This is a genomic window from Sphingomonas sp. Leaf25, from assembly GCF_001421635.1.
Classification (GTDB): domain Bacteria; phylum Pseudomonadota; class Alphaproteobacteria; order Sphingomonadales; family Sphingomonadaceae; genus Sphingomonas.
In genome coordinates, this window is the sequence record NZ_LMKU01000029.1 from 339,382 (window position 1) to 360,227 (window position 20,846).

Annotated in this window: 20 protein-coding genes; 14 read left to right on the forward strand and 6 right to left on the reverse strand. The window is 67.1% G+C overall.

Going from position 1 to position 20,846, the window contains the following annotated elements; all coding sequences use genetic code 11:
• Positions 1 to 64: 64 nt before the first annotated feature.
• Together ASE78_RS13310 and ASE78_RS13315 are read left to right on the forward strand one after the other, a co-directional pair.
• Positions 65 to 1,855, forward strand: coding sequence for an AMP-dependent synthetase/ligase (locus ASE78_RS13310; RefSeq protein ID WP_056497957.1), 1,791 nt, complete (start codon positions 65 to 67; stop codon positions 1,853 to 1,855).
• The gene (locus ASE78_RS13315; RefSeq protein WP_055759662.1) at positions 1,852 to 2,193 is read left to right on the forward strand and encodes a low molecular weight protein tyrosine phosphatase family protein; all 342 of its coding nucleotides are present in this window, start codon (positions 1,852 to 1,854) and stop codon (positions 2,191 to 2,193) included. Before ASE78_RS13310 ends, ASE78_RS13315 begins: the two co-directional genes overlap by 4 nt.
• Positions 2,194 to 2,227: 34 nt before the next feature.
• On the opposite strand, the gene ASE78_RS13320 is transcribed toward ASE78_RS13315, so the two are convergent.
• Positions 2,228 to 4,633 (reverse strand): TonB-dependent receptor, encoded by a 2,406-nt coding sequence (locus ASE78_RS13320; RefSeq protein ID WP_056497855.1) that lies wholly within the window; start codon positions 4,631 to 4,633, stop codon positions 2,228 to 2,230.
• A 194-nt stretch (positions 4,634 to 4,827) separates the two neighbouring features.
• Between ASE78_RS13320 and ASE78_RS13325 the strand changes: the two genes are divergently transcribed.
• On the forward strand, positions 4,828 to 6,006 hold the full coding sequence (locus tag ASE78_RS13325) for an MFS transporter (RefSeq protein ID WP_056497856.1): 1,179 nt from the start codon (positions 4,828 to 4,830) through the stop codon (positions 6,004 to 6,006).
• Between the two features lie 263 nt (positions 6,007 to 6,269).
• Here ASE78_RS13325 and ASE78_RS13330 read toward each other — a convergent pair whose 3' ends face one another.
• Complete coding sequence (locus ASE78_RS13330) at positions 6,270 to 9,179, reverse strand: M16 family metallopeptidase (protein ID WP_082467206.1); 2,910 nt, start codon at positions 9,177 to 9,179, stop codon at positions 6,270 to 6,272.
• A 99-nt stretch (positions 9,180 to 9,278) separates the two neighbouring features.
• A complete protein-coding gene (locus tag ASE78_RS13335) occupies positions 9,279 to 9,998 on the reverse strand; it encodes a Crp/Fnr family transcriptional regulator (protein ID WP_055759650.1) in 720 nt (239 codons plus the stop codon).
• 141 nt (positions 9,999 to 10,139) lie between these two features.
• On the opposite strand from ASE78_RS13335, the gene ASE78_RS13340 reads away from it, so the two are divergent.
• The 7 genes from ASE78_RS13340 to ASE78_RS13370 all read left to right on the forward strand — a co-directional run bounded on the left by ASE78_RS13340 (position 10,140) and on the right by ASE78_RS13370 (position 14,146).
• Positions 10,140 to 10,715 carry a NifU family protein gene (locus tag ASE78_RS13340; protein ID WP_056497958.1) on the forward strand — a complete coding sequence of 192 codons (576 nt, stop codon included), beginning with the start codon at positions 10,140 to 10,142 and terminating at the stop codon, positions 10,713 to 10,715.
• Positions 10,715 to 11,305 carry a malonic semialdehyde reductase gene (locus ASE78_RS13345; protein WP_200911059.1) on the forward strand — a complete coding sequence of 197 codons (591 nt, stop codon included), beginning with the start codon at positions 10,715 to 10,717 and terminating at the stop codon, positions 11,303 to 11,305. The genes ASE78_RS13340 and ASE78_RS13345 overlap by 1 nt, the downstream gene beginning before the upstream one ends.
• A gap of 10 nt (positions 11,306 to 11,315) precedes the next feature.
• A complete protein-coding gene (gene tsaB, locus ASE78_RS13350) occupies positions 11,316 to 11,933 on the forward strand; it encodes a tRNA (adenosine(37)-N6)-threonylcarbamoyltransferase complex dimerization subunit type 1 TsaB (protein ID WP_056497859.1) in 618 nt (205 codons plus the stop codon).
• The gene (locus ASE78_RS13355) at positions 11,930 to 12,409 is read left to right on the forward strand and encodes a GNAT family N-acetyltransferase (RefSeq protein WP_235515053.1); all 480 of its coding nucleotides are present in this window, start codon (positions 11,930 to 11,932) and stop codon (positions 12,407 to 12,409) included. The genes tsaB and ASE78_RS13355 overlap by 4 nt, the downstream gene beginning before the upstream one ends.
• 101 nt (positions 12,410 to 12,510) lie before the next feature.
• Positions 12,511 to 12,924: a MucR family transcriptional regulator gene (locus ASE78_RS13360; RefSeq protein WP_055759639.1), complete on the forward strand. Its 414-nt coding sequence runs from the start codon at positions 12,511 to 12,513 to the stop codon at positions 12,922 to 12,924.
• Between the two features lie 68 nt (positions 12,925 to 12,992).
• Entirely contained in the window at positions 12,993 to 13,415 is a 423-nt protein-coding gene (locus tag ASE78_RS13365; RefSeq protein ID WP_055759636.1) for a Fur family transcriptional regulator, read from the forward strand.
• 29 nt (positions 13,416 to 13,444) lie between these two features.
• Positions 13,445 to 14,146, forward strand: a complete 702-nt coding sequence (locus tag ASE78_RS13370; RefSeq protein ID WP_235515056.1) for a lysophospholipid acyltransferase family protein — start codon at positions 13,445 to 13,447, stop codon at positions 14,144 to 14,146.
• Positions 14,147 to 14,208: 62 nt separating this feature from the next.
• On the opposite strand, the gene ASE78_RS13375 is transcribed toward ASE78_RS13370, so the two are convergent.
• From ASE78_RS13375 to ASE78_RS13385, 3 genes are all read right to left on the reverse strand, one after another.
• Positions 14,209 to 15,138 carry a Gfo/Idh/MocA family protein gene (locus ASE78_RS13375; RefSeq protein WP_056497862.1) on the reverse strand — a complete coding sequence of 310 codons (930 nt, stop codon included), beginning with the start codon at positions 15,136 to 15,138 and terminating at the stop codon, positions 14,209 to 14,211.
• A gap of 64 nt (positions 15,139 to 15,202) precedes the next feature.
• Positions 15,203 to 15,922 carry a FadR/GntR family transcriptional regulator gene (locus tag ASE78_RS13380; protein WP_055759630.1) on the reverse strand — a complete coding sequence of 240 codons (720 nt, stop codon included), beginning with the start codon at positions 15,920 to 15,922 and terminating at the stop codon, positions 15,203 to 15,205.
• On the reverse strand, positions 15,919 to 16,674 hold the full coding sequence (locus ASE78_RS13385) for a competence/damage-inducible protein A (RefSeq protein WP_056497959.1): 756 nt from the start codon (positions 16,672 to 16,674) through the stop codon (positions 15,919 to 15,921). The genes ASE78_RS13380 and ASE78_RS13385 overlap by 4 nt, the downstream gene beginning before the upstream one ends.
• 63 nt (positions 16,675 to 16,737) lie before the next feature.
• Between ASE78_RS13385 and map the strand changes: the two genes are divergently transcribed.
• From map to ASE78_RS13405, 4 genes are all read left to right on the forward strand, one after another.
• Entirely contained in the window at positions 16,738 to 17,565 is an 828-nt protein-coding gene (gene map / locus ASE78_RS13390) for a type I methionyl aminopeptidase (RefSeq protein ID WP_056497863.1), read from the forward strand.
• 170 nt (positions 17,566 to 17,735) lie between these two features.
• The gene (locus ASE78_RS13395; protein ID WP_055759592.1) at positions 17,736 to 18,074 is read left to right on the forward strand and encodes a P-II family nitrogen regulator; all 339 of its coding nucleotides are present in this window, start codon (positions 17,736 to 17,738) and stop codon (positions 18,072 to 18,074) included.
• Positions 18,075 to 18,162: 88 nt separating this feature from the next.
• On the forward strand, positions 18,163 to 19,575 hold the full coding sequence (gene glnA / locus ASE78_RS13400; RefSeq protein WP_055759622.1) for a type I glutamate--ammonia ligase: 1,413 nt from the start codon (positions 18,163 to 18,165) through the stop codon (positions 19,573 to 19,575).
• 278 nt (positions 19,576 to 19,853) lie between these two features.
• Positions 19,854 to 20,798 (forward strand): metallophosphoesterase, encoded by a 945-nt coding sequence (locus tag ASE78_RS13405; RefSeq protein WP_056497864.1) that lies wholly within the window; start codon positions 19,854 to 19,856, stop codon positions 20,796 to 20,798.
• Positions 20,799 to 20,846: the final 48 nt, after the last annotated feature.

Genomic DNA, 20,846 nt, shown 5'->3' on the forward strand with positions numbered 1-20,846 from the left:
GCCACAGGAACATTGCCGTGTGCCCGAGCGCTGCCTAAACCAGCGGTCAGGAGAAGGACATATGATGGCCCGGCAACTGGAACATTTCCCCAATCTGGTCGCGATGTTCTTCGCACGCGCCGCCGAGCGCGGCGACGCCCCGTTCCTGTGGTCCAAGCGGCAGGGTACGTGGCACAGCATCAGTTGGGCCGATGCCGCGCGGCAGGTCGCCGCGCTGGCCAATGCGTTGCGGGCGATCGGGCTGAACCGGGGCGACCGGGTAATGCTGGTCAGCGAAAACCGCCCCGAATGGTGCATCAGCGATCTGGCGATCATGGCGGCGGGCTGCGTGACCGTGCCGACCTATGTCACCAACACCGTGCGCGACCATGCGCATATCATCGAGAATTCGGGCGCCTGCGCGATCATCGTGTCGACCGAGAAGCTGGCGCGCACCGTGCTTCCGGCAGCGCTCAACGCCTCGCAATCGTCGGAAAAGATCATCATGATCGAGCCGATGCGCAACGCGCAGCACGGCAGCCTCGAATTCCACGACTGGCACACGCTGATCGCCGACCATCCCGCCGATCCGGCGACGATCGCCGCCCGCGCCGATTTCGCGCGCGGCGACCTGGCGTGCATCATCTACACCTCGGGCACCGGCGGGAGCCCGCGCGGCGTGATGCAGCACCACGGCGCGATCCTGCACAACGTCAACGGCTGCTGCACTGTCATCTCGGAAGATTTCGGCTGGGGCGACGAGGTCTTCCTGTCGTTCCTGCCGCTCAGCCACGCCTATGAACATACCGGCGGGCAACATTTCCCGATCGGGCTGGGCGGGCAGATCTATTACAGCGAGGGCCTCGACAAGCTGGCGAGCAATATCGAGGAGGTCCGCCCGACGATCATGGTCGTCGTCCCCCGCCTGTTCGAAGTGCTGCGCACCCGCATCGCCAAGGGCGTGCAGAAACAGGGCAGGCTGTCGGGCTGGCTGCTCGACCGCGCGATCGCGATCGGCGGGCGCGAGAACGGCCCGGCGCTGACCGACTATCCCGCCAAGCTGCTGGTCGACACGCTGCTGAAACCGAAAATCGCCAAACGCTTCGGCGGACGGCTGAAGGCGATGGTATCGGGCGGCGCCCCGCTCACCCCCGAGGTCGGCCTGTTCTTCCAGTCGCTCGGCCTCACCTTCCTACAAGGCTATGGCCAGACCGAGGCCGCGCCGGTCATCTCGTGCAACCGCCCCAAAGCCGGCCTCAGGATGGACACGGTCGGCCCGCCGCTCGCCGAGACCGAAGTGCGTATCGCCGAAGACGGCGAAATCCTCGTGCGCGGCGAACTGGTGATGCACGGATACTGGCGCAACGACGCCGAAACCGCGCGGGTGCTGAAAGACGGCTGGCTTCACACCGGCGACATCGGCGAAATCGACGCGAAGGGCCGCATCCGCATCACCGATCGCAAGAAGGACATCATCGTCAACGACAAGGGCGACAATGTCGCCCCGCAGAAGGTCGAGGGGATGCTGACGTTGCAGGACGAGATTGCGCAGGCGATGATCGTCGGCGACCGACGGCCCTATATGGTCGCGGTGATCGTGCCCGACGCCGAATGGACCCAGCGCTTCTGCGCGAAGGGCGGCGCGCGCTGCGACTTCGCCCGGCTGCGCGAGGACAGCGATTATCGCGCCGCGCTGGGCGCGGCGGTCGAACGGGTCAACAAGGACCTGTCGGTGACGGAACGCATTCGCCGCTTCATCATCGCCGACGAACCCTTCGCGATCGAGAACCAGCAACTGACGCCGAGCCTGAAGATCCGCCGCCATGTGTTGAAGGACGTCTATGGCGAACGGCTCGACGCGCTGTACCGTGGATGAGGAACTTCCTGTTCGTGTGCAGCCAGAACAAGCTGCGCAGCCCCACCGCCGAACAGATCTTCGCCGATGTCGAGGGAATCGAGGTCAGTTCGGCCGGAACCAACCACGATGCGGAGAACCCGCTGACCGACGAACTGGTCGACTGGGCCGACACGATCTTCGTGATGGAACGCGCGCACCGCAACAAGGTGCAGCGCCATTTCCGCCGCAGTTTGAACGGCAAGCGGATCGTCTGCCTCGAAATCCCCGATGATTACGACTTCATGCAGCCGGAGTTGGTCGCATTGCTGAAAGCACGAATGGCGCGACACCTGCCGGTCGCGCCACCCGTCGGCTAGGCCGGGGGCGGCACCACGCCGCCCCCGCCCCGCATCAGAACCCGCGACGCAGCGTCACGAACCACTGGCGCGGCGCGCCCGCCAGCAGCGTCTGGTTGTCGCCGCTCGCGGTATAGCCGTTGCTGCCGACCGTCGCGACATAGGCCTTGTCGGTCAGGTTGGTCACGCTCCCCTCGATCGCGAGCCCCTCCAGCACGCCACCGGCACCGGTCAGGCGATAGCCGATGCTGGCGTCCACCAGCACTCGCGCACCGACCGACCGGTCGTTCAGATAGGTGAAGTAGCGCTTCGACATGTAATCGCCACCGACCCGCGCGAAGAAACGGTCGTCGTCATAGGCGATCTCGCCCTTGGCCATATGTTCGGGCGTGTCGACCACGGTCTTGCCCGCGATCGGCTGCAACACCACGCCGGCGGCATTGCGGACATCGTCCTGATAGGTCGCCTTGTTGTACGAATAGCTGGCGAACAGCGTCAGCGGCCGCATCACGCGGTAGCTCGCCGCCAGTTCGGCGCCATAGCTGCGCACGCTGCCGGCGTTGTTCAGCGTCGGCGGGTTGCCGATGATCCCCGCGCCATTGGCGAAGCCGAGCAGCCGGTCGGCGAAATCGACATGATAGCCGACCGCCGAAAGCTGCAACCCGCCCGATCGCAGCCGCACGCCACCCTCAATCGTCGTCGAGCGTTCCGGCTTCAACGTCGAGCGGATCGCGTCGAACCCGTTCTGCGTCGTCGCGAACGGACCCGTCGTCGCCGAGGAGACGAACGCGCGCATATTCTCGGTATAGCTCGCGAACACTTCCGCCCCTGCGCCGAGGCGATAGAGCGCGGCGGCCTGCGGCAGGAACCAGTCGCGCGCCTCGATTCGACCGGCGACCAGCGTGCCGACGCGCAGGTTGGCGCGGTTCTGCACGCGCATCCCCTTCCATCCGCCGCTCAAGGTCAGGTCGCCCAGATCGAGCGTGTCAGCGACATGATATTGCAGCGTCGCGGTATCGTACTTCCCGTCCCATTGCGTGCGATACGCATTGCCCTGGAAATCGCGCGCGTTGCGGATCGCAGTCGCGCCGTCGTTCATGCCATAGAAGCGCCGCGCCTGCTGGAAGCTGTTGCTCTCGACCCAGCCGCCGACCTCGAACCGGTTCGGCCCGGTGGTCAGTGCGATACGGGTCAGATTGCCCGCCCGGTCGATGCCATATTCGGTGGTACGAAAGCCGAGCGGCGAGGCGAGGCCAGCGGTCGAGGTCGCCGATGCCGCCAGCGCCACGCCATCGGGACCGAGCGCGCCGGCCGGGGTCGGCGAATAGGGGGTGATCCACGACCCCTGCCCCTTGTTATGGTGATAATAGCTGGTCGAGGTGAGCGACAACGCCTCGGTCAGCTTCGCATCGACGGTGAACCCGCCCAGCCAGTCGCGCCGCAGCCCGGCCGCGTCGTAATAGGCATCGTCGACCGTGCCGAACCCGGCCGGAAAGGTGAACCCCGCCCCGGTCCATGGCGCGACGAAGCCCGTCATCGATCCGTTGTTGGCGGCGGCATAGCCGTTGCGCGCCACCTGATTCTGGTAGACCTTGCCGATCTGCACCGCGAGCGGATAGTCGTTGCTGATATTGTCCGCGCGCAGCCCGCGCCGGGCGATGATGTCGTAGCTCAGGTCCTGATAGTCGTTCTCGCGCCGGTCGGAGAAATTGACGAAGGCGGTGATGCTGCCGCGCGTGTCGATCTCTTTCACCAGCTTGGCGTTCGCCTGATGCTGGCGCTGCGTGCCGAAACCCTTCCACTTGTCGGTCGTCAGATAGCCGTAGGACAGATAGCCCTTCAGCCCGCCGCCCAGATCGCCGCTGTCGATCCGTGCGAAGGCACGGATGGTGTCGTTGCTGCCATAGGTGCCCGACGCCACCAGATCGGCATCGTCCGACGGCGTACGACTGACGAACGCCAGCGTGCCGCCCAGATTGCTGGTCGACGCGGTGCCGAGCGCACCCGCCCCCTGCGCCACCGTGGTCGAGGCGAGATTTTCGGAGATCACCGCGCGGCTGACATGCAGGCCGTTGACGTTGCCATAGCTCATGTCGCCCAGCGGCACGCCGTCGAGCGTGAAGCCCAACTGGTTCTGGTTGAACCCGCGCAGGCTGATCCGCGTCGACCATTCATAGGCGCCGAACGCATCAGCCGACTGGAAATTAACGCCGGGCAGCTTGGCGGCGGCTTTCAGCGGCGAGGTGCCGGGGGTCAGCCGTTCCAGATCGGCGGCGGTGATCGTCTGCACCTGTCGCGTCTGGCCAAAGCCCAGCACGACGATCTCGTCCCCCTCGCCATCCGCCGCGACCGGTTCGGTCGTCGGCACGTCGGGCGCGGCCACCGGCACGTCGCGGGCGGCGGCCTGCTGCGCGATCAGCGCCAGTGGCGCGACGCTGGCGAACCAGAATGAAATGGACATGCTTTCCCCGATAGTAATGTTGTTCCCGCTCCGGGCCGCTAGGCGGATCGGATGACGCGCGCGGGGCATTCGTGGGTCGGTTCGATGACGACCGGTGGCGATCGGACGGCCCTGCTACGAAAGGTTGATCGCGACGCGACGTCTCCCATATGGCCCGATGGAAATGCTGCGATGCAGCAAATGGAGCCTGTCGCATGTCTGCCCAACGATCCCCCGCCCTCGTCCACCTCGCGCTCGCGCTCGGCGGGTTCGCGATCGGGACGACCGAATTCGCGACGATGAGCCTCGTGCCCTTCTTCGCGCCCGGTCTCGGCATCGACGAGACCACCGCCGGCCATGTCATCAGCGCCTATGCGCTGGGTGTCGTCGTCGGCGCGCCGTTGCTCGCGGTGCTGGGTGCGCGCATGGCGCGGCGGACGCTGCTAATCGCGCTGATGGCCTGCTTCGGCATCGCCAATGCGGCCAGCGCGCTCGCCCCCACCTATGATGCGATGCTGGTGGCGCGCTTCTTCAGCGGGTTGCCGCATGGTGCCTATTTCGGGATCGCCGCGCTGGTCGCGGCATCGCTGGTGCCGCCCGAAAAGCGGACGCAGGCGATCGGGCGGGTGATGCTCGGCCTGACGACCGCGACGATCGTCGGCGTGCCGTTCGCCAATGCGCTCGGGCAATGGCTCGGCTGGCGCTGGGGGTTCGGCGTGGTGGCGGTGCTCGCCGCCGCGACGATGGCGATGATCGCATGGGCCGCCCCGCGCGATTCGGGGGACCCGCAGGCCAGCCCGCTCGGGCAATTGCGCGTGCTGCGCTCGTCGCAACTGTGGCTGACGCTCGGCATCGGCGCGATCGGTTTCGGCGGCATGTTCGCCGTCTACACCTATCTCGCCTCGACGCTGATCGAGGTGACGGGCAGCGGACCGGCGATGGTCCCGGTCGTGCTGGCGGTGTTCGGCATCGGCATGACGATCGGCAACATCGTCGTGCCCCGCTTCGCTGATCGCGCGCTGATGCCGACTGCCGGCGGCCTGTTGCTGTGGAGCGCGGCGACGCTCGCGCTCTATCCGCTGGCGGCGGGGCAGCTCTGGTCGATGCTGGCCATCGTGTTCCTGATCGGCATCGGCGGCGCGCTCGGCACCGTGCTCCAGACGCGGTTGATGGACATCGCCCACGACGGGCAGAGCCTCGCCGCCTCGCTCAACCACTCCGCGTTCAACACCGCCAACGCCATCGGCCCGTGGGCCGGCGGTCTGGCGATCGCCGCCGGCTATGGCTGGACCTCGACCGGTCTGGTCGGTGCCGGACTGGCCTTGGGCGGCTTCGCGGTATGGGCCGTGGCCGTCGCCACCGCCACGCCGAAGCGGGTGGCGGCGACCGCCTGAACCGCTGTGTGCAGCGCCGGCATTCGATCATCTGCACGGAAACGTCGCCCTGGCGAAGGCCGTGGCCTCAAGCGGTGCCAGAGCGGATCGACATTCAGGCGCGCATCGTCACCCCGGACTTTTTCCGGGGTCCACCTAGTCGCCAACGCGGTCAATCGAGATTCAGGGCATACCGATCGCCGAGCCGTGGACCCCGGAACAAGTCCGGGGTGACGTTCCTTTCAGGATAGCGCGCCTCTCCCGGCGCTTTCAGACGTATCCCCTCACTTCTTCTCCGGCACGACGACCATCGACCAGTCCTTGCCCGGCACCAGATATTTCGCGGCCAGCGCCTGCAACTCCGCCGGGGTCGTCCCCCGTATATCGCCGGCCAGACCGGGAATCGCCGTCAGCCGCACCGGGTCGCGCGTGCCGCCCGCCGTCTGGTTCATCCAGAACATGTTGCCGCTCGACATCCGCGCGATCAACTGCACGACCGGCAGCTTGGCCCGGTCCAGTTCGTCGGCCGGCACCGGGGTCTTGACCAGATCGGCCGCGATCTCGCGCACCAGCGTGAAGAAATAGTCGGTGCGATCGGGCGGGACCATGCCGATCGCCATGATCCGTCCGCCACCGGCCAAGCCGACCGGCCAGCCATTGTCGACGTTGGGCGAATAGCTGACCCCCGCCTGGCTGCGCAGCCGGTCGAGCAGCCGGTCGCGGAACACCGCCGCCAGCACTTCCAGCTTGCGGCTTTCGGTCAGGCCGGCGCTGCCGCCGCCGGTCGGCCACGCGATCGCCGCCGCCGCCTGATTAGGCTGGCCGCTGTGCGTGCGCGTAACCGGCTGCGCAACGTGCGCCGGGAAACGGACCGGCGGCGGTGGGGTGGCGGCGGCGCTGCGCGGGGCCATCGCCCCGATCGTCGCCGCGACCGCATCGACGGCCGCCGCCTGCGTCACGTCGCCGAACACCTGCACCTCGATCGGGCCGGAGGCGAGCAGCGGCGCCCACAGCGCCTTGAACGACGCGGCATTCAGCGCCTCGATCGCCTTGCGGTCGGGCGAGCCCCAGCGCGGATCGCCGGCGTGGAGCAACCCGTCGAGGTCGCGCGCCATCACCCCGTCGGGCGACGAACCCAGCCCGTCATAGCCCGCCAGCATCACCGCCCGCGCGCGCGCGACCGGCTTGGGGTCCCATGCCGGCGATTGCAGCTTGGCCGCGATCAGCCGGAGCTGGTCGGTCAGGTCGGCGGCGGTGGTGACGCCCGACAGGGTAAAGGCGTCCTCGTCGATCCCGAACGACAGCCCGATCTGCCGCCCACCGGTCATCCGGTCGAGCTCCTCCTGCCCGAGCACGCCCTTGGGCGTCTGGATGCCCGAACTCACCAGCGCCAGATCGGCGGCGAAGGCGGGCGTCGTGCGATCGGCGGGCAGCGCGTTCAGCCCCCGGCCGAAGCGGACCCGGACATAGACCTTGCCTGTCTCCGATTCGTTGGGAAACAGCAGCAGCGACGATCCGTTGGCGAAGTCGACCCGTTCGACCGGCGGATCGGCCAGCGCCATGCTGCGCTGGGTGATCGTGCCGGGCTTGCCAAGTGCGGGCAGCCGGTCGAAGCCGATCGCCGCCTGTCGCGTGCGGCTGGCGGCGCTGGCGGTCAGCTTCGCCGACAGCGCGGTCGTCAGCTTTGCCTGCGCGGTCGGGTCCGGGGTGCGGGTGTTGACCAGCGCGCGGGTGGCGGTGCCGGCGAACACCTTCTTCGTCGCTGCCAGCACGCGCGCGGGCGTGAAGAACCGCTTGGTCACTGCGCCTTCGAAGATGCGCAGCGAGGTTTCCGGGCCGGCCACCGTCTCGCGGATGTCGGTCGCCGCGATCAGATTGTCGGCGAGCAGCGCGCCCGCCGTCACCGGTGCGGTGCGGACCTCGTTTTCCATGCCGGCGCGGATTTCGCCCACTTCGCGGTCGATCTCCGCTTGGGTCGGCGCGGTGCGCATCGCGTCGGCAATCGTCTGGCGCACGTCGCGCAGCGCCGCCGCCCAGTCGTCGCCGACCGGCAGGATCGACACCTGCGTGATATTCGCCGACCGCGACACATCGTCGAGGTTCGCGCCGGCCGAGATATAACTCGCCCCCGCCCGCGCCCGGCTCTCCAGCCGGCGGTTCAGGATGCGCAGGCCGATCTGGTCGATCATCCGATCCTGATTGAACACGATGGTATCGTCGCCCACGGTCCACGGCCGCAGCACCGCCATCTGGACCAGTGGCGGCACCGCCGGCTCGGCGGTGACGGCGGCGACGGGCTTGCCGGCGACCGGTGCGCCGAACTTCGGGTCGGCCGGAGCCGGGCCGGTGCCGGTCCAGCCGGCGAAATGCTTCTTCACCGCCGCTTCGAGGATCGCCGGATCGGCATCGCCCGCGATCACGATGATCGCGCGGTCGGGTCGATACCAGCGGTCGTGGAACGCCTTCACGCTGGCGGCGGTCGCGGCCTGCAACGTCTCGACGTTGCCGATCGGCGACCGGTCGGCGAGCGGCTGCCCGGCGAAGAACAGCGCGCGGGTGGCATCGCCCATCCGCACCTGTGGGCCGGGCTGTTCGCGCTGTTCGGACAGCACCACCGGCCGTTCGGCGTCGAGCGCCGTCTGGCTCAGCGTCGGCTCGGTCATCATGCCCGACAGGATCTTCATGCTCTCATCGAGCCCGGCGGGCGTCGCGGCGGGCAGGTCGAGCTTGTAGACCGTCTGGGTGAAGCTGGTCGACGCATTGCTGTCCGACCCGAAGGTGACGCCGAGGCGCTGCCACACCCGCTTCGATTCGCCATCGGGCACATGCACCGATCCCCGGAACGACAGATGCTCGATCAGATGAGCGAAGCCGCGTTCATTGTCGGTTTCCATCAGCGACCCCGTGCCGATCGCGACGCGGATCGCGATCTGCCCCGGCGGCACGCCATTCTTGCGCACGGCATATTTCAGGCCGTTGGACAGCACGCCATAGGTCCACGACCGGTCGGGCGGAATGTCGCTGCCCTTGAACAGCCAGGGCGTGTCCGGCCCCTGCGCCACCGGTTCGAGCGGTGGAAGCTGCCGGGCAGGAACGGGCGACGATGCCGGGGGAGCGGTCTGCGCGACAAGCGGCGCGGCGATCAGGGCCAGGGCGGAACACGCGCCCATGGCCAAACGAACGATGGATGCCATGGACCGGGGTGTAGCGCCGATGCAACGCCGCCACCAGTATCGACGAACGCCCTGAAAGATAAAGCCGGATCGCCGCTCCGGTTCAGCCCCCGCTAAGCTTTATCGCGCCTCGCGGCGGAGATAGAGGTAATTGTCGTCGAACTCGGCCAGCGCGATCAGCCCGGCCATGTCGTGGATCGTCACCCGCTTGCTACGGAACTCCATCAATCCCCGTTCGCGCAGGTCGCGCAGCGTCCGGTTGACATGGACCGGCGTCAGCCCGGTGCAGTCCGACAAGTCGGTCTGCGTGAGCGGCAGGTCGAACCCGCTGTCGTCGGCCTGATCGACCAGCCCCAGCCGCACGCGCAGTTCGCACACCAAATGCGCGATCCGCTCGATCGCGGTGCGCCGCCCGAGCGACAACACCCATTCGCGGTGGATCGCGGCGTCCAGCGCGGTCAGGAACCAGTAGACCCGTGCCAGATGCGGGTGATGTTCGGTGATCGCCGTCAATGCGGTGTGCGGCATCAGCACCACGCGGCTGGCGGTCAGCGCCATGATATTATGGTCGAGCTGCTTTAGCGAAAAACTGTGCAGGTCGAGGAAATCGCCCGCGGTATGCACTTCGGTGATCTGCCGTTCACCACCCGGCAAGTCCTTGTAACGGCACATGAACCCGTCGAGCAGCAGCGTGCTGAACGTCAACCGTTCGCCCGCGCGGATACAGGTGGTGCCCGCCGGAACGACCCGCACCTCACCGAACGACTGGCGGATCACCGCCTCTTCCTCCGCCGAGATCGTGTCGCGGGCGCGCAATTTTGCCAGGTGCCTGTCGATCATCGCGCGTTCGTTCCTTACAAGCATCGCCACCGGGCCTAGACAGTCCGTTACGCCGTTGCAACGGCTTGGCCGCTTTCGCGAACGTTGCGTTTCCGGCGGGCGGCCCTTGATCCGGTCGGACGCGCGCGCCAAATGGCGGCCATGTTGATCGAAACCGAACCGACGCCCAACCCTGCCACCCTGAAGTTCCTGCCGGGACAGGCGGTGATGGACAGCGGCACCCGCGACTTCGCCTCGCCCGAAGAGGCCGAGGCGTCGCCGCTCGCGACGCAGCTATTTGCGCTCGGCGATGTGGTGGGCGTGTTCTTCGGGCGCGATTTCGTGTCGGTGACAAAGGCGCCGGGCAGCGAATGGTCCGATCTCAAGCCCGATGTGCTGGCGTTGATGCTCGACCATTTCGGCGGGCGGATGCCGTTGTTCCATGCCGCCCCGGCGGCGGGCTTTTCCGTACCGGCCGACGACGCGAGCTTCGGCGACGATCCGGCCGACGCCGACATCGTCGAACAGATCAAGGAATTGATCGAGACGCGGGTCCGCCCCGCCGTCGCCAACGATGGCGGCGACATCGTCTATCGCGGGTTCGATCAGGGCAAGGTGTATCTGCAATTACAGGGCGCCTGTGCCGGCTGCCCCTCATCCAGCGCGACGCTGAAGAACGGGATCGAGCAGTTGCTCAAATATTATGTTCCTGAAGTAACGGAGGTCCGTGCAGTCTGATGGCCAAGCTCGACGATCAGGCGCTCGATACGCTGTTCCGCGGTGCCCGCACCTTCAACCACTATACCGACCGGTCGGTCGACGAAGCCGTGCTCCACGACATCTGGGACCTGATGAAATGGGGCCCGACCAGCGCCAACCAGTTGCCGGCGCGGATCGTGTGGTGCGTGTCGCAGGACGCGAAAGACCGGCTGGCAGCATGCTGTACCGGCGCCAACCCGGACAAGGTCCGCGCCGCGCCGGTCACGGCGATCATCGGCATGGACCGCGAGTTCCATCAATATCTGCCCGAACTGTTCCCGCACACCGATGCGAAGTCGTGGTTCGACGGCAATGCTGAACTGCGCGCCGCCTCCGCCTTTCGCAATTCGTCGCTGCAGGGGGCCTATTTGATCCTCGCCGCGCGGGCGCTGGGGCTGGATACCGGGCCGATGTCGGGGTTCGATGCCGGCGCGGTCGACAAGGCGTTCTTCGCTGAGACACCGTCGGTGACGGCCAACTTCATCGCCACGCTGGGCTATGGCGATACGGACACGCTGCATCCGCGCTCGCCACGGCCGGACTTCGCCAAGTTCAACTGGATCGCCTGACGCTTCGCCGGTGCGCACCCTGGTGATCGAAACCGCGACCGCCGCCTGTTCGGTCGCCCTGCTGGAAGGCGACCGGGTGATCGCGCGCGACCATGCGGTGGTCGGGCGCGGTCATGCCGAACGGCTGGTGCCGATGATCGGCGCGCTGCCCGGTGGTGGCCGTGCCGACCGCATCCTCGTCGATTGCGGGCCGGGCAGCTTTACCGGGGTGCGCGTCGGCCTCGCGGCGGCGCGCGGGCTGGGGATCGGCTGGGGCGTCCCGGTGCAGGGCTATTCGTCGCTGGCGCTCATCGCCGCCGCCGCGCTGGCCGGGCGACCGGGCGACGCGATCGTCGCGGTGCTCGACGGCGGACATGGCGAGGTGTTCCAGCAGGCGTTTGACGCCGACCTGACGCCGCTGGAGCCGATCGCCTCGCGCAAGCCCGCCGATGCGGTTACATGGCTCGCCGGACGGCGCGCCGTCGGACAAGGCGTCGCCCGGCTGCGGCTGGCGGACCCGACGCTTGGCCATGACGATCGCTTGCCCGATGCGGGCGACGTCGGTCTCTTGCCCGGAGCGCTGCGCACCCTGCCCCCCGCCCCGCTCTACGGCCGCGCACCCGACGCAGTGCCGAGCGTGGCCGCGTGAGCGACACGCGCGATCCCGTAACGCTGATCGCCGGTACGCCAGCGATGATCGGAGCGGTCGACCGGGTCATGCGCAGCGCCTTCGACCCGCGCTATGGCGAGGCATGGACGCCGGCCCAGTGCCTTGGCATGATGTCGCTGCCCGGAGTCTGGCTGACGCTCGCCTGTCTCGACGACGACGTGGTCGGCTTCGCGCTCAGCCGGGCGATCGCGGGCGATGCCGAATTGCTGCTGATCGCGGTCCTGCCCGAACGGCGTGGCCATGGCATCGGCACGACACTGCTGAACGAAGCGATCGCTGGCGCGGCGACACGCGGCGCGGTGCAGATCTGCCTCGAAATGCGCGCGAACAATCCCGCCACCCGCCTGTATCTGCGGGCCGGTTTCGTGAAACGGGGCGAGCGGCGCGGTTATTATGCCGGGACGCAAGGCGAGCGGTTCGACGCGCATACCTATGTCTGCCCGATTGCGTCGTGAAACTTCCAAAAAAGTAGCGAATATTATTGCGCGGCCCGGCATCCGCGTCGATAGCGTGCGCACGGCGCCAGTTTTGCCGCAGCGTAACGGTAAGGAAGACCATGGAACTCCAAGCGGAGCGGGACGACACGCTCATCGCCCTCACCGCCGACATCGTCGCGGCCCATGTCAGCAACAACAATGTCGAGGTCGCGGACATCCCGCAATTGATCCGCAGCGTCCATCACGCGCTGCACGGCCTTGGCACCACGCCTGAGGAAACGCCGGTACGTGCTGATCCGGCGGTGCCGGTGCGCAACTCGATCAGGCCCGACTATATCGTCTGTCTGGAGGATGGGCGGAAACTCAAGATGCTCAAACGGCATCTGATGACGCATTACGACCTGACCCCCGACCAGTATCGCGCCAAGTGGAACCTGCCCGCCGATTATCCGATGGTCGCACCCAACTATGCCGAGCAGCGCCGCGACCTCGCCAAGAAGATCGGCTTGGGAACGCAGCGCCGCACGCGCTGATGCGGGGCTTCCGCTGACGCGACCGGCGCGTTAGAAGGGGGCATTCGTCAGGGAAGTCACAGGAACGCATGGCCCGCAAGATCGATCTCGAAGCGCTTTGTCATCAAAAGGGGCTGCGCATCACCGAACAGCGTCGGGTGATCGCTCGCGTCCTGTCCGAAGCCGAAGACCATCCCGACGTCGAAAAAGTCTATGAACGGTCGTCGGCGATCGATCCGGGCATCTCGATCGCCACGGTGTATCGCACCGTGCGGCTGTTCGAAGAGGCCGGCATCCTCGACCGGCACGACTTCGGTGATGGCCGAGCGCGCTACGAACCCGCGCCCGAGGCGCATCACGATCATCTAATCGACGTCGAGAGCGGCCGGGTGATCGAATTCGTCGATCCCGAACTGGAACTGCTGCAAAAGCAGATCGCCGAGCGACTGGGCTTCCGGCTGGTCGATCACCGCATGGAACTCTACGGCGTCAGCCTCGACCGCAAGGGCTGAGGCGCTTGCCCCTCTCCGCGCGCCTTCGATTGCTGCGGCGCGCGGGCGGGATGCTCGCGGCGCTGCTCGGCTATCTGGTGCTGCACAGCGGCTGGCGGCTGGTCCGGTGCCGCTCGCCATGGCCGCCGCGCTTTCTCGGGCGGATCGCCCGGATCGTCGGCGCGCGGGTGCGGGTGGTCGGCACGCCGGTGCCGCGCGACGTGCTGTATCTCGCCAATCATCAAAGCTGGCTCGACATCCTCGCCATCGCCGGGGCGAGCGGCAGCGCCTTCGTCGCCAAGGGGGAGTTGCGCGACGCACCGCTGGTCGGCTGGCTCTGCACGCTCAACCACACGCTGTTCGTCGATCGTGGCGACCGGCTGGGCGTCGCGCGGCAGATCGATACGCTGCGCCAGGCATTGGCAGCGGATCATCCGGTCACGGTGTTTCCCGAAGGAACGACCGGCGACGGGACGACGCTGCTGCCGTTCAAGGCGGCGCTGCTCGGCGCGATCGATCCGCCCCCGCCGGGCCTCCGGGTGCAGCCGGTCTATCTCGACTATGGAGCAGGCCGGGAGATCGCATGGGTCGGTGACGAACCGGGCACCGCGAACGCGGTACGGGTACTGGCACGGCCGGGTCACGTACCGCTGACGATCCATTTCCTCGAACCGTTCGATCCTGCGGGCATGGGGCGCAAGGCAGTCGCGGCGCGGGCAAGGGATGCGATCGCCGCGGCGATGGGGTCCTAGGCGTCCGCGCGACGCCGCAGAGAAGCCGCAGCCCCTCCACGCCGCCTCCGCGCGAACCCACCCTATTCGCTGAACTCGCCCACCGTCACCCGCCGCCCGAGCAGGAAGGCATCGTTGACATGGACGAACGGCGACAGATCGACGTCACTTTCGCGCGCGGCCAGGCATTGCGCGAAGCGGCGATACAGCCGGGCATATTCCGGCTCGTCCCCGACATCGACCGCCACGCCGTCGACCGCCATTTTGGACGCGCCCATCGACAGTTTTAGCGACCCGTTATCGGTTTCGACATCGATGTCCCATGTCTGCGGCCCGGTCTGGTCGAAGTCGAACTCCACTCGCACCGGCACGCCTGCCGTATCGGTGAAATCGAGATCGGCGGCGATCGGCGCATCGCGGTTCGACGGGAAGCGCAGTTCGGCCGTGTCGAGCAGCAGCGGACGCGGCAGGATGCGGGTGATGACCGACAGCGCGTTGATCCCCGGATCGAACACGCCGATCCCCGGTTCCCAGATCCACGCCTGTCCCGGATGCCATACCCGGACATCCTCCTTCCAGTTGACCGCGACCCGCGTGATCGTGCGCTCGTCCAGCCACTGGCGGGCGGGTTCGACCGCCGCCGCCTCGCGCGAATGCCATGTCGCGAACAATACCTTGCCCGCCGCGTCGGCCGCGCGGGCGAACGCCTGCGCCTCGCTCAGCGTCGCCGCCGGCGGCTTCTCGACCATCACGTCGAGGCCGTGGGCCAGCGCTTCCTCGATCAGCGTCAGCCGGCCGCGCGGCGGGGTGCAGATCGAGATCGCCTGAACGCCCGGCACCGCCGCCATCATCTCGGCGATGGTGGTGAATCCCGGCACGCCTTCGGGCGGATCATGCCGGGTGACGGCGGCGACCAGCTCGAAATCGGGGCTGGCCGCGATGTGCGGGATATGCTGGTCGCGCGCGATCTTGCCGATGCCGGCCAACGCGATGCGGGTCGGGGCGTTAGCCAACGTCGCTCTCTCCTGAATGTTATTAATCAGACTTATCGCCCATCCACGCCAACGGCAAGCGCCGTCACGCCGGGAGCGTGACGCGCGTGTCCTGAAACGCCATGTCGACCAGATCGGTCATCGCGGCATGGGCGGCGGCACCGTCGCCCGCCTCGACCGCCTCGAACACGCGGATGTGATCGGGCAGCGGATCGCGGCGCAGCGGACTGTTGCGCTGTTTGAACACCGTCGTCCACGCCACCGCCGCGCCGACCCCGCTGGTGAGCGTCACGAGGAACGGATTGGCCGAGGCGTCGAGCATCGCCGCATGGAAGCGCTGATCGGCGTCGCGCCCGGCATCGGTCGCCAGCGTATGGTCGGCCATGTCGGCCAGCGCCTGCCGCATGACCGACAGGTGATTCTTGTCACGGCGAAGCGCCGCGAACTGCGCGGCGGCAGGCTCGACGATCTTGCGCAACTCGAACAAGCTCCCGATCAGCCGCGCGTCGGGTTCGGTATCGAACACCCACGACAGCACATCGGGGTCGAGCAATTGCCACTGGTCGCGCGGCGACACGCGCGTTCCGGTCTTGGGGCGCGATTCGACCAGCCCCTTGGCGGCGAGCATCCGCAGCGCCTCGCGATAGGCGGTGCGCGAAACGTTGAGGCTGCCGCTGGCCGCGACCTCGCCATCAAGCAACTCGCCCGGGGCCACCGCGCCGGAGACGATGCGGATGCCCAGGTCGCGCGCGATCGTGCCGTGGATACGCAGCGGCCGCGCTCGCACAGGCGTTGGTGCGATCATATCCCCCCCTCGACCGGGTCCCGCCCCGTGGCGCGCAGCCGTTCGGCCAGATCGGCGAGGCACTGGTCGACCACCGCCCGATCGGTCGCCCGCACCACGAAATTCGCGCCGGTCCGGCCTTCGCGAAAGAACGGATAGCTGCCGATCGCCACGCCCCCATGCGCCTTTTCGACGTCGCGCAGCGTGTCGGCCACCTCGCTCTCGCCCACCCAGCAGCCGATCGTGCCGGAGACGACGGGCAGCCCTCCCTCCAGCGTGCCGGTGAGGCTGTCGAGCATCGCCGCCGCGATATGCGGCACCCCGGCCATGATGAAGATATTCTCGACATGGATACCGGGCGCGCCCGACATGCGGTTCTCGATCAGGTCGGCACCCTCCGGCACCCGCGCCATGCGGAGGCGCGCGTCGGTCAGGCCGCCGCGAGTCGCGTAATAGGCGTCGAGGATCGCGCGGGCTTGGGGATGCACCACGACCGGCCGGCCGAGCGCCGCCGCGATCGAATCGACGGTGATGTCGTCGTGCGTCGGGCCGATCCCGCCGGTGGTGAACAGATAGTCGTTGCGCGCGCGCAGGATGTTGACCGCCTCGACGATCGCTTCCTCGCGGTCGGCGACGACGCGCACTTCGGCGAGGCGGATGCCTTGCACGTTCAGCCAGCTCGCCAGTTGCGCGATATTCTTGTCCTGCGTCCGGCCCGACAGGATTTCGTCACCGATCACGAGCAGGGCGGCGGTCCAGATACGGTGCGTCATATCGGCTGGATAGCGCGTGGTCGCGCCCTCGCATAGCGCGTCGTGTCGCACTATAGGTTGGACATGAACGATTATCAGACCGTCACTGCCGACACGCCGCTGGCGCGGACCGGCGCGATCAAGCTGCACGATGCCGCCGGGTTCGAAGGGATGCGCCGCGCCGGACGCCTCGCCGCGCATATCCTCGACGCGATCACGCCGCATGTCGTGCCCGGCGTCACCACCGCCGAGCTGGACGCGATCATCTTTCGCCTGATGCGCGAGGGCGGCGCGGTGCCCGCCACGCTCGGCTATCGCGGCTATGCCCATTCGACCTGCATCTCGATCAACCACGTCGTGTGTCACGGCATCCCGTCCGACCGGACGCTGAAGGACGGCGACATCGCCAATATCGACGTCACGCCGCTGCTCGACGGATGGCATGGCGACAGCAGCCGGACGTATCTGGTCGGCAATGTGCCGATCAAGGCGCGCAAGCTGGTCGACGTGACCTATGAATGCCTGATGATCGGCATCGAGCAGGCCAAGCCCGGCAACCGCATGGGTGACGTGGCGCACGCGATCCAGCGCCATGCCGAATCGCACCGCTATGGCGTGGTGCGCGACTTTTGCGGCCATGGCCTCGGCCGGCTGTTCCACGATGCACCCGAAGTGATCCACGCCGGGCGGCCGGGGACGGGTCCCGAACTGAAGCCCGGCATGTTCTTCACCATCGAACCGATGATCAACATCGGCCGGCCGGATGTGAAGCTGCTCGACGACGGGTGGACGGCGGTGACGCGCGACCGGTCGCTGTCGGCGCAGTTCGAACATTCGATCGGCATCACCGACGATGGTTGCGAGATCTTCACGCTGAGCCCCATGGGATTCACCAAGCCGCCGTATCTGTAACAGCAGATTGCCCGAAAACCGGGCACGCTGCCCCTTCGGCGGGCAATATCGACAGCGACACGCGGATGCCCGATGGTCGTCCACAGGGCGAATCGCCTGTTGGCACGGTATTTGATTAACAGGATGCAAACGGCCCCTGCGGGCCGACGTCCGGGGGATCGGCAAAGCGCATGAAAAAGATCGAAGCCATCATCAAGCCGTTCAAGCTGGATGAGGTGAAGGAGGCGCTGCACGAAGTCGGCGTGAGCGGCATTACCGTGACCGAAGCCAAGGGCTTCGGCCGGCAAAAGGGCCATACCGAACTGTATCGCGGCGCGGAATATGTCGTCGACTTCCTGCCCAAAGTGAAGCTGGAAGTCGTGGTCGAGGATGGTCTGGCCGAGCGCGTGGTCGAGGCGATCGCCGCGGCCGCACAGACCGGCCGGATCGGCGACGGCAAGATTTTCGTCATTCCGGTCGAGACGGCCTTGCGTATCCGCACCGGCGAGCGCAACGACGACGCGATCTGACGCAGCGCAGCATTATTTCGATTAACGGGGCGTTCCGGGGCGATTGATTGCGCCGGAACGGGGGTTTCATTCAGAAAGGGCAGTTTCCATGGCTACTACCGCCAGCGACATCCTGAAGCGCATCCAGCAGGAGGAGATCGAGTGGGTCGACCTTCGCTTCACCGATCCCAAGGGCAAGTGGCAGCATCTGACCATGGTCGCCTCGCTGCTGGGCGAGGACGAGTTCACCGACGGCCTGATGTTCGACGGCAGCTCGATCGAGGGCTGGAAGGCGATCAACGAGTCGGACATGACGCTCATGCCCGATCTGGAAGCAGTGTATACCGACCCCTTCTCGGCAACGCCGATGCTGGTCGTGTTCTGCGACATCGTCGATCCGGTGACGGGTGAGCTGTACGCTCGCGATCCGCGCTCGACCGCCAAGCGCGCCGAGGCGTATCTCAAGACCACCGGCATCGGCGACACCGTCTATGTCGGGCCGGAAGCCGAATTCTTCATGTTCGACGACGTGCGGTTCGAGAACACCTATTCGTCGAGCTATTACAAGATCGACGACATCGAACTGCCGGGCAATTCGGGCCGCGAGTATGAGAGCGGCAACATGGGCCACCGCCCGCGCGCCAAGGGCGGCTATTTCCCGGTCGCCCCGGTCGACAGCGCCGTCGACATCCGTGGCGAGATGGTGTCGACCATGATCGAAATGGGCCTGCCGTGCGACAAGCACCACCATGAGGTGGCCGCCGCGCAGCACGAGCTGGGCCTGACCTTCGGCACGCTGACCACGACTGCCGATCGCATGCAGATATACAAGTATGTCGTGCATCAGGTCGCGCATGCCTATGGCAAGACCGCGACGTTCATGCCCAAGCCGATCAAGGAAGATAACGGCTCGGGGATGCACACCCACTTCTCGATCTGGAACGGCAAGACCCCGCTGTTCGCCGGCGACGGCTATGCCGGCCTGTCGGACATGTGCCTGTATTTCATCGGCGGTGTCATCAAGCATGCCAAGGCGCTCAATGCCTTCACCAACCCGTCGACCAACAGCTACAAGCGGCTGGTTCCGGGCTATGAGGCACCGGTGCTGCTCGCCTATTCGGCGCGCAACCGTTCGGCGTCGTGCCGCATTCCGTACGGCACCGGTCCGAAGGCGAAGCGCGTGGAAATCCGCTTCCCCGACGCGATGGCCAACCCCTATCTCGCCTATGCGGCACTGATGATGGCGGGTCTGGACGGCATCCAGAACAAGATCCATCCGGGCGAAGCGATGGACAAGAACCTGTACGACCTGCCGCCGGCCGAACTCGCCGCCGTGCCGACCGTCTGCGCGTCGCTGCGCGAGGCGCTGGAAGCGCTGACCGCCGACCACGACTTCCTGCTGAAGGGCGACGTGTTCTCGAAGGACCAGATCGAGGCCTATGTCGAGATCAAGTACGGTGAAGTGGCGCGGTGGGAAATGACGCCGAGCCCGGTGGAATATGACATGTACTACAGCGCGTAAGGCGGTCGTGCCGACCGCCGGTGGCGCAAAGCGCCATACGCGCTGTCGGCCGGCCTCGCCCACGCGAGGACCGACGACGTGGCTTCGCCACGTCGCGTGAGACAGGAGGCGTCGGGGGTTGGCTCCCGGCGCCTCTTTTCTTTGGGCGGTTCGCTTGGGGCTACCCCTCCCCCAGCCCCTCCCGTGAAGGGGAGGGGGGATCACTATTGATGGTCATCGTCCCGTCATATTCGCGTGGCTTTGGGACTGGCCTCGCTCCCACCAAGGACCCCTGCCCCATGACCATCCGTATCGACCGCCGTACCCTGCTCGGCGGGTTCGCCATCGGGGCGGCGGGGCTGGCAGCGCCGGTCGAGGCGCGGGCGGCACCCAAGGGGTGCAGCTTCGCGGTACTCGGCGACTGGGGGCGCGATACGCCGGAACAGCACCATGTCGCGGCGGCAATGGGCCGGGCGGCGGCGGCGGCGCGGAGCGATTTCGTGCTGGCGATCGGCGACAATTTCTACAGCGACGGGGTGGAATCGGTCGACGACCCGCTGTGGCAGTCGGTGTTCGAGGGGGTCTATACCCATCCGGCGTTGCAGGTGCCGTGGTATGCGCTGCTCGGCAATCACGACTATCGCGGCAATCCGCAGGCACAGGTCGACTATGCCGCGACCAGCAAGCGGTGGCGGATGCCGGCGCGCTATTACCGGGTGGCCGATCCGGCGCTGGCGCGCGCCGATGTCGAGTTGCTCGCGATCGATACCTCGCCGTTCGTCGAACGGTATCGGAGCAACGACGGGGTGATCGGCAGCAATACCCGGTCGCAGGATACCGATGCGCAACTGGCGTGGCTCGATGCGACGCTGGCCGGATCGCGCGCCAAGTGGAAGGTCGTGACCGGGCATCATCCGATCCGGTCGGGCGGGAGCGGACATGGCGACCAGCCGGAGATCATCGCGCGCGTGCTGCCGATCCTGAAACGGCATGGCGTGCAGGCCTATATCGCCGGGCACGACCATGACCTGCAGCATATCCGGCGCGACGGGATCGACATGATCCAGTGCGGCGGCGGCATGGAGGCACGGCCGGTCGTGGCGGTCGAGGGTACGCGCTTCTGCCGCGCCGCTGCCGGGTTCGGCATGGTGCAGGTGGCGGGCGACCTGCTGTCGTTCGACCTGCGCGACGAGCGCGGGGCCAGCCTGTACAATGCGTCGGTGCCGGTGCGGGCGGCGGCGTAAAGTTTACAAAGTTTACACTAACGACGTCGTGGCGAGAATTGACGCCGC